The 13,968-nt window shown below is 37.7% G+C and carries 11 protein-coding genes; 7 read left to right on the forward strand and 4 right to left on the reverse strand.

Features of this window, described 5'->3' with window-relative positions:
- The first annotated feature begins 16 nt into the window (after positions 1 to 16).
- On the forward strand, positions 17 to 676 hold the full coding sequence (locus BANA01_RS09515) for a fumarylacetoacetate hydrolase family protein (RefSeq protein WP_063252869.1): 660 nt from the start codon (positions 17 to 19) through the stop codon (positions 674 to 676).
- A gap of 325 nt (positions 677 to 1,001) precedes the next feature.
- Here BANA01_RS09515 and ligD (BANA01_RS09520) read toward each other — a convergent pair whose 3' ends face one another.
- A complete protein-coding gene (ligD, locus tag BANA01_RS09520) occupies positions 1,002 to 1,901 on the reverse strand; it encodes a non-homologous end-joining DNA ligase (protein WP_063252870.1) in 900 nt (299 codons plus the stop codon).
- A 55-nt stretch (positions 1,902 to 1,956) separates the two neighbouring features.
- Between ligD (BANA01_RS09520) and ligD (BANA01_RS09525) the strand changes: the two genes are divergently transcribed.
- Positions 1,957 to 2,925 (forward strand): non-homologous end-joining DNA ligase, encoded by a 969-nt coding sequence (gene ligD, locus BANA01_RS09525; protein WP_174524412.1) that lies wholly within the window; start codon positions 1,957 to 1,959, stop codon positions 2,923 to 2,925.
- A gap of 87 nt (positions 2,926 to 3,012) precedes the next feature.
- Here ligD (BANA01_RS09525) and BANA01_RS09530 read toward each other — a convergent pair whose 3' ends face one another.
- Positions 3,013 to 3,846 (reverse strand): YhcN/YlaJ family sporulation lipoprotein, encoded by an 834-nt coding sequence (locus BANA01_RS09530; protein WP_063252872.1) that lies wholly within the window; start codon positions 3,844 to 3,846, stop codon positions 3,013 to 3,015.
- A 439-nt stretch (positions 3,847 to 4,285) separates the two neighbouring features.
- Here BANA01_RS09530 and BANA01_RS09535 point away from each other — a divergent pair, with 439 nt between their 5' ends.
- The 5 genes from BANA01_RS09535 (at position 4,286) to BANA01_RS09555 (ending at position 10,735) form a co-directional block, all read left to right on the forward strand.
- Positions 4,286 to 5,053 (forward strand): NAD-dependent epimerase/dehydratase family protein, encoded by a 768-nt coding sequence (locus BANA01_RS09535; protein WP_063252874.1) that lies wholly within the window; start codon positions 4,286 to 4,288, stop codon positions 5,051 to 5,053.
- A gap of 138 nt (positions 5,054 to 5,191) precedes the next feature.
- Positions 5,192 to 6,628 (forward strand): glucuronate isomerase, encoded by a 1,437-nt coding sequence (gene uxaC, locus BANA01_RS09540; RefSeq protein WP_063252876.1) that lies wholly within the window; start codon positions 5,192 to 5,194, stop codon positions 6,626 to 6,628.
- A 74-nt stretch (positions 6,629 to 6,702) separates the two neighbouring features.
- Positions 6,703 to 7,701, forward strand: a complete 999-nt coding sequence (locus BANA01_RS09545; RefSeq protein ID WP_063252960.1) for a LacI family DNA-binding transcriptional regulator — start codon at positions 6,703 to 6,705, stop codon at positions 7,699 to 7,701.
- Positions 7,702 to 7,762: 61 nt separating this feature from the next.
- A complete protein-coding gene (locus BANA01_RS09550; protein WP_063252879.1) occupies positions 7,763 to 9,226 on the forward strand; it encodes a tagaturonate reductase in 1,464 nt (487 codons plus the stop codon).
- 15 nt (positions 9,227 to 9,241) lie between these two features.
- On the forward strand, positions 9,242 to 10,735 hold the full coding sequence (locus tag BANA01_RS09555) for a UxaA family hydrolase (RefSeq protein WP_063252881.1): 1,494 nt from the start codon (positions 9,242 to 9,244) through the stop codon (positions 10,733 to 10,735).
- Positions 10,736 to 11,168: 433 nt separating this feature from the next.
- On the opposite strand, the gene BANA01_RS09565 is transcribed toward BANA01_RS09555, so the two are convergent.
- Entirely contained in the window at positions 11,169 to 12,932 is a 1,764-nt protein-coding gene (locus BANA01_RS09565; RefSeq protein ID WP_063252885.1) for an ABC transporter ATP-binding protein, read from the reverse strand.
- Positions 12,933 to 12,973: 41 nt separating this feature from the next.
- Positions 12,974 to 13,657 carry a rhamnogalacturonan acetylesterase gene (locus tag BANA01_RS09570; protein WP_063252887.1) on the reverse strand — a complete coding sequence of 228 codons (684 nt, stop codon included), beginning with the start codon at positions 13,655 to 13,657 and terminating at the stop codon, positions 12,974 to 12,976.
- Positions 13,658 to 13,968: the final 311 nt, after the last annotated feature.

The following is a 13,968-nucleotide window of genomic DNA, read 5'->3' on the forward strand; positions in this document are numbered from 1 at the left end:
GCCGGATTATGTTAATATGATAATACTAACTTGGAAAAGAGGGATTGTTCTGAATAAGGTAAATAACATTTATTGCGTTGGCAGAAACTATGCAGCACATGCAAAAGAATTACTAAATGAAATTCCTACTTCTCCCATGCTTTTTTCGAAACCTACTCATGCCTTGGCAGAAGCTAATGGTCAGAAAGTTTTGCTCCCAGGCAATCGTGGATCTATTCATTTTGAGACGGAAATTGTTATTAGAATAGGCAGACCATATGAACAGGGGATAAAACTAGAGGATATACTAGACAGTTTTACGATTGGCATTGATTTCACGCTAAGAGATGTCCAAACTGAACTTAAGAAAAAAGGACATCCATGGCTGTTAGCTAAAGGATTCCCTAACTCAGCTGTTATAAGTGAATTTATTCCCTTTTCAGGGATAGAGGAAATGAAGAAGATCGACTTCTCGCTTCAAAGAAACGGAGAGAAAGTGCAGCAAGGAAATATTAAAAATATGATTTTTGATTTACAAACCATTATCGATTTTACAGCCCTAAACTTTGGGTTAGGTGAAGGGGATTTGATTTATACGGGCACCCCTGAAGGTGTTAGCCAAGTAATGGACAGAGATCATTTAACTTTACATTGGGGAAATTCCGTAATGGGTGAATGTGTGATCAAGCTAGCTTAAAAATATAACAGGTGCCAGGGATAACCCTAGTCCTGTTTTTTCTAGACTCTATTTTTTTAATGGCTCTGTTAATATTGATTGTCGACTTCCGTGTAGGTATGAGGATTCATTAGGCGGAGAATTTCCGAGTAATGTATATAGTGGAAGCTTAAGAAGCAGATATAAGCGCAGATATTCCGATTAACTGCTCTAAAAATGACAAAATCCAAAGATTTTGATTATATAAACGGAAAAACTTCCTTTATTTTTAAGAATATATAGGTGTTTTTCAAAATAAACAGAATTTCTCCGTTTATTTTAAAAACACATTGAAATCAACATTCAGTTATAACAGAGCCTTTTCAATAAAATTAAGAATATCATCAAGTGATTGATTTAGTTTTTTTGTTGTGACGGGATTAAATAAATCTCCCATTACTTGTATCCTTTTCTTCATGTTTAAAATTGTGAAATCTGTCGGCTTAATGCCCGCTTCAACCTCTTCCCAAGTTAGAGGAGTGGCTACCGTTGGTTCAGATTTTGCTCTTGCGGTGTAAACCACTGGTATGGTCCTTCCGCGCCATAGCTGCAAGTAATCAAAATAAAGTTTATTCCCTCTCTTTGAAACGACTCGTTCAAGGGTTACGTGCTGAGGCATTTGCTCCTGAAAATACTGAGCAATAAAGGCATTGATTTTTCTGGTTTGTTCAAAGCTATAATTGGGTTCAATCGGGACAAATACTTGCATGCCTGAAGAACCTGAAGTACGTGGGACAGAGATAACCCCCATAGATTCCAGAACCTGTTTCAACTTGATTGCTACTTCTAACACGAGATCAAAGTTATTGTCATCCGGAGGATCTAAATCGAACACCATTTCTAGCGGGTAGTCAGGTTTTTCATGGGTATCAAATGGAACATGGAATTCAATAACTCCGTAATTTGCTGCCCAGACCAGTGTAGCCTTATCATTTAACAAAATTCTCTCCTTCTCTTTATAGAAAGTATGGCTAACCCATTTTGGTGCCGTCTGAGGAAGTGATCTTTTTTCGATTTTCTTGCCATGTATACCATTAGGGTAGAGCCATATCATTAATAATCTTTCTTTGGCATGCTGTATTAGATAAGGTGAAACATCAAGTAAATAATGAATATAATCTATTTTTGTAATCCCATGATTTTCCCAAATGATTTTTTCAGGGTGTGTAATTTCAATGACATGACCATCAACCTTTATCTCTCCCACACGTAACACCTCCTCGTCTCCTCTATATTTTCAGTGTTTATAGTTAAAACTATGTATGAATCTAACTATTGAGGTGATTCAACTGGAACCGATTTTTGCCATGGAGCCTGTTAGCAGTGATACTATTCCGACAGGGGAGGAATGGATTGCACAAGTCAAATGGGACGGTGTTAGAATCCTTACCTATTCTAATCAACAAGAAGTAAGGCTTTATAATCGAAAAAAGAATGAACGAACCTTACATTTTCCAGAGATCACAAACATTGCGGAATACTGTTCCAGCACTTCTGTGGTTTTAGACGGTGAAGTCATCGCTTTAGGGGAAGATGGGAGGCCATCCTTTCAGCAGGTTATGAGAAGAGATGGTTTACGAAACTTGGATCGAATAAAAATGGCTGCAGGATTTGTCCCAATTATATATATGATTTTTGACGTGATTTATTTGGATGGTGAGTGGATTCATAACAAGCCATTTCATGAAAGAAATCAAATACTCGGTGACATCATCACGCCTAATGAACATATTCAGCTTGTTCCCTCTATGACTGATGCTGAATCCTTATTTCATGCTATTAAGGAACAAGGTATGGAAGGAATTGTCATGAAAAGGACCAATTCACCGTATTCAATAGGAAAAAAGAGGGATGACTGGCTTAAAGTAAAAAATTATCGTGATGTCATCGCTGTCATAGGTGGTTTTACATTAAGGCATGATACTGTAAACTCTATCCTACTCGGCTTGTATGATCAGGAAGGAAACCTACATTATGTGGGTCATACAGGGACTGGGAAAATGACGGATGGTGACTGGAAAGAACTAACCAAAGAATTAAGGGAAATGGTGACAACTCAATATGCCTTTAACAAAAAACCGTCCCGCCATACACATGCCACTTGGGTGCGACCGTTAAAAACGGTCAAAATAAAATTTGCTGAGTGGACTGAAGGTGGAGCCATGAGGCAGCCTAGTATTGAAGGATTTATTGAGGTTCCTCCTCAAGAATGTTTGTTGGAAAGAACCTAGCCAAAACACGTACTAAGATAAAAGGATTTTTAATTGGAAGGAAAAAACTGCCGATTCGTAATTCGACAGTTTTTCCCATTTGATTAATTAATCAAAAAACCTTCTGACAGTACCAGTAAAATCATCCCAAATACCATCTCTGTTTCGTCCATTTTGAAGATCATTCGAATAGGTGTTCATTTGGGTGTAGAAATCGTTATCATATGAAACATACACTTTGTGAATTTTTTTGTCAGAAGCTCTGACTTGGTCGGCGATTCTTTGCTCAAGTTGAGTGGATACTTCTTTAAAATTGGTACCGCCTGTTCCATTGTTTCCATTCATACCTGTTCCATTATTACCCGTATTACCCATATTGTTTCCTGTTCCATTAATCCCATTATTACCGGTGTTTGTGTTGGTTCCAGTGATTCGATCAGTCCCGGCACCTGTATTGTTTCCTGAAATTGCGCCAGCCCCGGTATTTAAGTTGTCATTTGTAGTGCCGGTTACGCCAGAGTTTGTATAGTTTCCAGTGATTCCGGTATTACCAGTGTTTGCTGTATTTTGCGTATTTCTAGCATTGCTGTTTACATCCCTGTTAATCGTTGTTCCATTTCCTGCTCGATCTCCGGTAGTACCTTGATTGTTTAACCGAACAGCCACATACGCATCGTTATTGCGGATGATTACATGGGCTTGGTCCACTTCTCTTAATCGTTCAACATTGTTTGAGGCACGTGTGGAAACTCGTAAATTTTGATTTGAAACATTTCTTCCGGTAATACCATTATTATCATTGTTTCTAATGTTGTTTCTAACGTTATTTACCCTTAAGTTTGCATCGTTGTTATCGCCGCCTGCATTTTGATTATTTCCGGCGCAGCCAGTTAAACCGATGAGAGTAGAGGCTAAAACAAAAGTAATCAAGCCTTTTTTCAAGTGTTGTCAACTCCTTAAAAATTTATCTTACAGATATATCGTGGCTTATCTAAGTGGAACTATTCGGGGTGGGAGGTGACAAAAAATTGCATAAAAGGAAGAATCGATGATATTACCCTTTTAAATGAAAATCATCAAATGTTCGATTTTATAATTTATCCAAAGTCCAGTTATTAGTGTAAATGTCATCCTCATGCTAGATAATATAACTACAACTGAACGCGGATGAGTAATTTTCGATTATTATTTTCACACTTGATAAAAGAATGAAAGAACTGCACTGAATATAAGAGTAGCTCTTTTTCCGTGTTTTATTACCTTTTTCTATTTGCAAAAGGGATATCTTCTCTCCTGAAAGGAAATTTTATTAAATAAAACGTTAACCTAAATAAAAGACTCATTTCCAAATAACGGAATTAACTTTTTTGGAGGAGGTACCATGAAAAAAAAGGTAACTATTATAGGCGGAGCAGGGACAATTGGAACGATTTTATACAAAGGGCTCCGTGACAAATATGATATCGTAACCATTGATAAGAATGTTACTGAACAGTCAGCGGATTTTGTAAAGGTGGATGCAACGAATTATGACTCTCTGTTACACAGCATTCCAAAAGATTCGGATGCCCTTATTAATTTACTCACCATAAAAACGGAAGATGATTTAAAGGATATCGAGGACTTTCAAAAAATGACTAGTATCCATTTTGTATCTTCCTTTTATGTGTTGCACGCAGCAATTACATTAGGAATTCCCAAAGTTGTTTATGCTAGCAGTAATCATACAACAGATTACTATGAGGATAACGGATTTTCATCTTTAGGGAGAGAAATCGATACTAGCGATTATCCTCAATCTTGTGGATTATACGGGGTATTAAAATTTGCCTCTGAAAATATTGGACAAATATTGGCTCGACAAACAAACAATCTTTCAATCATTAATTTGCGGATTGGAAGTGTTCATCCTGATGAACAAAAGGCAGTAAAAGAAGATGACCGTCTTCTCCGAACGATATTATCCCATAAAGATACAGTGCAGCTTTTTGATTTGGCACTTCAGTCAACTGTTAAGTATGGGACATATTATGGTGTTTCTGATAATCCTGGTAAACCATGGTCAACAGAAAGTGCTTTTAAAGAGCTGGGCTATTTTTCAAAAGTGAATTCAGTGGAAATATTAAAAAGAGGTAACCCCTTTATGTAGGCGTGGTGCGAATAAAAGGAGAAAGACAACATATTAATGTTAACGTTAACAAAAATTATTTACAATATTTCTTAGAGCTGTTAGACTTTAATTACAAAAGTTTGTTAACGTTAACAAAAATAAAATTGGTGGTGTAAAATGAAAAAATTTATGGATGAAAATTTTTTGTTGAAGAATAAAACCGCGATTACTTTATTTCATGATTACGCAAAAGATCTTCCGATTATTGATTACCATTGCCATTTAAGTCCGAAAGAAATCTATGAAAATAGGAAATTTAAAAATATTACGGAAGCCTGGTTGTATGGTGATCATTATAAATGGAGAGCCATGAGAGCAAATGGAATTGAAGAAGAATATATCACGGGTGGAGCAAGTGATTATGATAAATTTCTTGCTTGGGCAAAAACCGTTCCGATGACGATTGGGAACCCATTGTATAACTGGACCCATTTAGAATTACAACGTTTCTTCGGAATTTATGATATTTTAAATGAACAGAGTGCCCCAGTTATTTGGGAAAAAGTGAATGCTAAATTAAACGAGGAAGGCTTTCGTGTTAGGGATTTTATTGAAAATTCAAAGGTAAAAGTGGTTTGTACAACAGACGACCCTGTAGATAGCCTTGAATACCACCTAAAGTTAAGAGAAGAAAATGACTACCCGGTTAGTGTTGTACCAGGTTTTAGACCTGATAAAGGGTTAGAAATAAGTCGCGCGGGCTTTATTGAATGGGTGGATAAGCTTGGTGAAGCCGCTGACATTGACATAGCCAATTATGAGGATTACCTTGCTGCACTTGAATCACGAGTTCATTTTTTCCATGCCGCAGGGTGCAGAGTGTCGGATCATGCTTTAGATTCTATGGTATATGAAAAGGCGAGCTTTGAAGAAGTGGCCGAAATTTTTGCTAAAAGAATGTCTGACAGCATTATTTCTCTTGAGGCAGAAAAGAAATTCAAAACGTTTACATTAATCTATCTTGGCAAGCTTTATGCAGAGCTGGACTGGGCGATGCAGTTCCATATTAATGCTCATCGCAACAATAATAGCAGGATGTTTAAGATTCTTGGTCCTGACACCGGTTATGACTCTATAAATGATGACCGGATTGCAAAGCCGTTAGTAAAAGTTCTGGACTCGTTAGAGCAGGAAAACAAGCTTCCTAAAACGATTATCTATTCTTTGAACCCAGGCGATAATATTGTCATCGCAAGTATCATTAATAGTTTCCAAGATGGCAAGACTCCAGGGAAAATTCAATTCGGTACAGCATGGTGGTTCAACGATACAAAGGAAGGCATGCTCGAGCAGATGAAGGCCTTGTCTTCTGTTGGTCTATTCAGCCGTTTTATCGGAATGCTTACCGACTCAAGAAGTTTTCTATCTTATCCAAGACATGAATATTTCCGGAGACTGGTTTGCAATTTAATTGGAGAATGGGTTGAGAACGGTGAGGTTCCAAATGATTTGGAGTTACTCGGAAGTATTGTTCAGGGAATATCGTATCACAATGCCGAAAATTATTTTGATTTTCAGGAAGCACCAAAAGTCGAACATATCTCTAATAATTAATAAATGAGCTGGTGGGGCAGGTAAGATGAGGTATAATGAACGAAAATAGAGAAAGCAAAAGGCAGGTCAAGACGATGGTTACAATAAAAGATATTGCAAAATTGGCCAATGTATCGCATACAACAGTATCAAGGGCACTAAATAATAGCCCCCTTATCAAAGAGCCTACAAGGAGAAAAATCCTTGAAATTGCCTCCCAGCTAAAATATACCCCTAATTACAATGCTAAAAGCCTAGTCATGCAGAAGTCGCATACGATTGGTTTATTTTTAACCAGCATCAGCAATGGGACTTCCGCAAGCTTTCTTGCTGATACAATAAAAGGTGTAAATAGTGTCATTAGCCAAGAATATAACCTATTTATTCGTGGTATCGATGATTATCAGGATTTTTCAAGTATTAATCCGCAAAGATTTGACGGAATTATCGTGATGAGCCAAAGTGTACGGGATCACGCTTTTATTTACCATGTACTGCAAAAAGAAATTCCTCTTGTTGTTCTGAACAGAGAAATTGAGGAAGATTACATCATCAACATTTTATCTAACGATACAGAGGGATCAAGACAAGCTGTCCATTATCTGATCGATTGCGGACATACAGACATCGCAGTTATTGAAGGAATTCCAACCTTTAAATCTACGCAAATGCGTAAGGACGGTTATCTTACTGCGCTGATTGAAAATGGCATTTCGATTCAACCGGAGTATTCCGTGAGCGGTAATTATGATATGGAGAGCGGTTATCGAGGAATGGAAAAATTACTTTCTTTGAAACAACCTCCGACAGCCGTTTTTTGTTCCAATGACGATATGGCCATTGGTGCCATGAATGCCGTGTTTGCTAGTGGATTGCATGTCCCCAATGACATTTCCATTATTGGATTTGATGATATTGGGTTCGCGCAATATACAACACCAAAGCTAACAACGGTAAAACGGCCGGTAGAAGAAATCAGTGTACTAGGTGCGGAGAAAATCCTCTCACTCGTAACAGGAAAAGAAGAAAGAGCATCCAAAGTTTTTGCTAATACAGAATTAATCATAAGAGATTCGGTTAAGAAGAGAGGTTAGTTTTAACCTTTTCTTTCTGAATAAAAATGTTAACGTGTGCATTTAGAAAGGGGAAAGATTCGTGCAACGACTAAATAAAAAAATACATCAGACATATCCCTCATATCCCGAGAAGGTGCTCCAGTTCGGGGAAGGAAATTTTTTAAGAGGGTTTATTGACTGGCAAATCCAGGTTCTTAATGAGAAGACAGATTTTAATGGAAGTGTAGTGGTTGTCCAGCCCCGGGGGAATAACAAGATTGAAAGGCTGAATAAACAGGATGGACTGTTCACTCTTTATTTACAGGGCAAAAAAGAAGGTCAATTAGTAAATCAGCATCATGTGATTGAGTCAATCAGCAGAGGTATTAATTTATTTACCGATTATTCGGAATATTTCAAGCTCGCAGGGACAGAAGATCTCCGATTTATCGTATCAAATACGACAGAAGCGGGAATTGTGTTTGACCCGACAGATCAGTTGGAGGATCGGCCGCAAAAGAGTTTTCCAGGGAAGCTGACTGCGTTCCTTTATCACCGTTTCAAGGCGTTTGCCGGTGATGAAAAACGGGGATGCATTATCATTCCATGTGAACTAATTGAGAGAAACGGGGAAGTGCTGAGGGAAATCGTATTACAATATGCAAGATTTTGGAACCTTGAGGATGAATTTATTGAATGGGTAAAGATTGCAAATACCTTTTGTTCAAGTCTTGTAGACCGAATCGTACCAGGATTTCCAACCGATTCTTACAAAGAAAAAACCGAACAACTTGGATATGAGGATGAATTGATGGTAGTGGGGGAGCCGTATCATCTTTGGGTCATTGAAGGACCGGAATGGATAAAAAATGAGTTAAAAGTGGAAGGGACAGGGCTAAACACGCTGATTGTCGATGACTTAACTCCTTACAGGATACGGAAAGTCCGGATATTAAACGGCACACATACAGCGATGACTCCGGTTGCTTATCTTTACGGTTTAAACACAGTGGAAGAAAGTGTAAATCATGAAGAAGTAGGAGTGTTTATAAAAGAAATCATTACAGAGGAAATAATCCCTACTTTAGAGGGGAGTAGAACAGAGCTAGCAAGCTATGCAAATGATGTGATTAGCCGTTTTGCTAATCCGTATATCAAGCATTATTTAATGAGCATTGCCTTAAACTCTATTTCTAAATTTCAGACTAGAAACCTGCCGGCCTTATTAGATTATGTAGAAAAATATAATAGCCTTCCAAAGCGTATGGTATTTTCACTTAGCTGCCTGCTTTATTTTTATCGGGGGAAAAGAGGAAATGACGCAATAGAACTACAAGATGATCCAGAAATTGATGAATTCTTTAAAACTCATTGGGAAAAATTTGAACAGCAAGAACTTGCCATGTCTGAACTCGTGAACATAATCCTGGCGGAGCAAAGGTTATGGGGGATGGATTTGACCTCTATTCCAAATCTAGAAAGTACCGTCAGTACAAACCTCCTTACTATCTATCAAATAGGAGTTAAGGAAGCTCTTAAAGAATTGTTTGAAACATCCATTTAGTAGGAGGCAGCTAAAATGAAGGATTTTCTTCAAATCACAGACAACGATAATATTATTCTAGCACTAAGAAACTTTAAGAAAAATGAAACCATTCATGTTAATGGTAAGGATATTCAAATTAAAGAAGACATCAGCCGCGGTCATAAAATAGCGATAAAAGATATTTACCTCAACGATGATATTATTAAATACGGCTATCCAATCGGCCATGCACTGGGTATGATTACACCAGGTGAACATGTTCACACCCATAACACCAAAACAAATCTATCAGGAACACAGGAATACCAATATGTGTTTAAGGAATCTCAGACTCTATATAAAAATGAAAATCGAACATTCCAGGGATATCGTCGGGAAAATGGTAATGTTGGGATTCGGAATGAATTATGGATTGTCCCTACAGTAGGCTGTGTGAACGGAATTGCCGAGAAAATTATCAAGCGGTTTGAGCGTCATGTTGGCGACATTACCCCGTTTGACAACGTCCTAGTCTTAAAGCATAACTATGGATGTTCTCAGCTAGGAGATGACCATGAAAACACAAAACAAATACTAATCAATGCAGTAAAGCATCCCAATGCGGGCGGTGTTCTGGTTTTAGGTCTTGGCTGTGAGAATAATGAGCTGCCAGAGTTTAAAAAGGCTTTAGGTGAGGTGAATGAGGAGAGAGTGAAATTCCTGATTTCCCAAAATGTTACCGATGAAATCGAGGAAGGCTTTAAACTGGTCATGGAAATCTATGAAAATGCCAAAAATGACAAAAGAGAATCCGTTCCTCTTTCAGAATTGAAAATCGGTTTAAAATGCGGTGGATCCGATGGTTTTTCTGGCATAACTGCCAATCCGCTTCTAGGTAAATTCTCAGATTATTTAATCGCGCAAGGAGGAACAACCGTCCTCACTGAAGTCCCGGAAATGTTTGGGGCCGAAACGATATTAATGGAACGTGCTGCAGATGAAGAGGTTTTTGGAAAGATTGTGGATCTGATTAATGACTTCAAGGAATATTTCTTGCGTCATAATCAACCTGTTTATGAAAACCCTTCGCCAGGGAACAAATCTGGTGGTATTACCACACTAGAAGACAAATCGCTTGGATGCACACAGAAAGCGGGAACGAGCACCATTGTCGATGTCTTAAAATATGGCGAAACACTTAAAACAAAAGGATTAATTCTCTTAAGTGCCCCGGGCAATGACCTGATTGCTTCAACGGCGCTTGGTGCAGCCGGATGTCAGATGGTTTTGTTTACGACAGGCCGGGGAACACCGTTCGGAACCTTTGTACCGACAATGAAAATTTCAACTAACACCCAAATCTATGAAACAAAACCACACTGGATTGACTTTAATGCAGGAACATTGTTGGATGATGGAGTAATGCCTGAACAAGTGTTGAATGATTTTGTGGATTATATTATTCAAGTTGCAAGCGGCGAATTTGTCAATAATGAGAAAAATGACTTTAGAGAGATTTCGATTTTTAAGAGTGGAGTTACTCTTTAATAAGAGACTAAGTAATCCCTTTGGAGGAGACAGTGATACAGTCCTTCAAAAGGGATTTTTTTGGCTGATTCTGATAGTTCCGATAATTTTGGAAGCCTTGGTTTATTGGCACAATAGAGGCCAGATAGTTCCGATAATTTGTGAAGCCTTGGTTTATCGGCACAATCCCGGCCAAATAGTTCCGATAATTAGTGGAGCCTTGGTTTATCGGCACAATGCCGGCCAGATAGTTCCGATAATTTGGGAAGATCTGGTTTATCGGCACAATCCCCGAGATAGTTCCGATAATTTTGGAAGCTTTGGTTTATCGGCACAATCCTGGCCAGATAGTTCCGATAATTAGTAGAGCCTTGGTTTATTGGCACAATCCCAAACAGGTAAAAAAAAAAGATGCCAGGCTTAATTTCCCTTAGCACCTAGTTTTGCTAATCTACTACATTTGTAATTGCTTCAACTCATAAAACTTCCCTTTAGTATACATTAATTCATCGTAGGTACCGAATTCTACACAACGCCCATTTTCGATCACTGCTATTTTATCTGCATTCCGAATCGTCGAAAGACGGTGAGCCACGATAAAGGTTGTCCGGCCATGGCATAATGTATTCAAGGCTTCTTGAATTTTTTTCTCAGAATGGCTGTCTAATGCCGATGTGGCTTCATCTAAAATTATGACCTTTGGATTCCGAATTAAGGCCCTTGCAATCGAGACCCTTTGTCTTTGACCTCCAGATAGCTTATCCCCATGTTCTCCAATCCTCGTGTCCAATCCATCAGGAAGCTTCTGAATGACATCCCAGAGGTTCGCAGCAACTAAAACCCTTTTTAGTTCTTCATCTGTAACAGATGGCATGCCATAGGTTATATTTTGGAGAATGGTTCCTGAGAATAGAATGGTAGACTGAGGAACTACCGCTAAATGATGTCGATAGGATCGTAAATCAATGGAGGACATATCATGACCATCCAAAAGAATTTTTCCTTCAGTAGGTTGAATAAACCCAATGAGCAAATTTAGGATGGTAGATTTCCCTGAACCAGATTCTCCGACAAATGCGATTGTTTCTCCTTGTTTCACCTCTATGTTAATATCTTGGAGGATCGTTTGCTCACTTTTAGGATACCGGTAACAAACCTTCTGTAAGGAAAAATGTCCTTCTACATGTTTAATCTTTGGTTTGTTTTCATGATTTTCTACTTCTCCAGCCGTTAATATTTCACCAATCGAATTGACCGACTCTAGGCCTTTAGCAATAGTGGGTATTAACGTTATTATACTAGATACAGAATTTACTACAGTTGTAAAGTACGTTTGATACATCACCACTTCCCCAGGAGTAATGGAACCGCGTAATGCCAAAATACCAGTAAAAACTAAACAAATAATTTGAAAAACTTGAAAACTAGCCCAACTGACAGAACCAAATAATGATTGAATGATGTCTAAGTGAAACCCTTTTGTTAATATTTGCTGGAATCGGTGATTTAAACGGCTTACCTCTTGGTTTTCTAAAGCGTGTGCACGTGCAATGGGGACTAATTCAATCATCTCAATAACACGCGCAGAGGTTTCTTCCATTTCTTGACGAAATTCAGAGTTTGAGGTTTTGATTTTTTTACGGAAGACTACAATGATAAGAGCTGATATCGGTACAGTTAAGATAAAAAATAGAAAGACTGTGGGACTGTTATATAACGTAATCGCTAAGGCAACTATTAGATTGACAAGAATATTTAAACTACTGACAAACACTTGTGAGGAAAGCGTTTGGACAGCTTCTACATCTCGCATTATTTTAGATTGAAGTCTGCCTGACTGCATCTCTTTTTGATAGGGAATCGATAGTTCTTGCAGCTTTTTAATAAGCGAGGCGCGTAAACCTGACTCCACACTACGAATCGCAAAACTATGCAGCTTAGTATGATAATAATTTGTTACAATGTTTTGAAGTACCAATATAAACATAACGATTGCATTAAGATAAATTGTTTGTATGCCCCCGCCATCCTGAATTGTCGCTGCATTAATTACATTCGCAATGACGATTGGCATCACCCAAGCAGGGATATGTTTGATGATAAATAAAACAGCTGAATAAAAAATTCTTAAGTAATTTCCTTTATATAATCCTACTAGCACCTTAAAAGAATTTTTCTGATTTTTGTTATAGATTTGTTGTATAAATGACTCTTTCATCAATTCAACTCCCTATAAAGTCTGAAAAATATAGTAGATTACTATTTTAGTAGGTTTCTTAGAGGTAAATCACTTTGTTGGATTGCTTCAATAATTAATTGAGCCACCATTTTTGCACCATGTTCATTGAAGTGGGTGTTGTCGATAATTCCCTCAGGGTAGTTTTCGGATTGACCCGGAGGTAAATGCAAGTAATATTTTTTGGATTCTTCATTGCCGATTTTACCCATAAATTCGGTGGTAATTTTATGTATGTCTAAAACAGGAACATGGTATTTTCCCGCAAAATGAATCATGGCTTGAGGAAAATCTCCAACTGACATATGATCAATTTTATCCTCTTCAAACTTTCGGCGAGTAACGGATGTCAATAAAAGAGGATTGGCATTTTTTCGATAAGCCACTTGAATAAATTGTCCGAGATTATCTTGATAGTCTCCATAAGGGAGCGTTCCGCGCTCTGGATCTTCTATTTTTTGATCATTGTGACCAAACTGGATAATTAAGAAATCTCCGGGTTGAATGCTGTTCTCGATTCTAGCTAAATGACCCTCGTTTATGAATGATTTTGTGCTGCGCCCATTTATGGCGCAATTTTCAATCCTAACATCCTCTTTAAAGTATGCTTGAAAGGCTTCCCCCCAGCCCGTTTCTGGCCGTTTTTCTGGTAGTTTACTAGCAGCTGTCGAATCTCCAGCAATATAAATCGTGATTTGATTCTCCATTTTGTTTGCGCTCCCATTTAATAAAATTTCTTATTAATAACTGCTAAAAGCATATGTACACGTTAACATTTTTATGTTAAAACAAAATTAGAACCTATTTTCATTCCTGAGGGCTATTAAATTGGGAATGTGGTTGGATTACACAGTGAAATGTTAACGTTAACATTGTATAATCTAACTGATTTCGTGTCAATGCATATAAAATTCAAAGATAAAATGACAGGTTACACAGTCTTGTAAATATGAAAATTGTAGTTTATTATTACGTAAGCGTTATCAAATTTTTGAAAATTGAATTTTATTGTAATAAT

The sequence above is a fragment of the Neobacillus niacini NBRC 15566 genome (assembly GCF_001591505.1).
In the GTDB taxonomy this organism is placed as follows: domain Bacteria; phylum Bacillota; class Bacilli; order Bacillales; family Cytobacillaceae; genus Neobacillus; species Neobacillus niacini.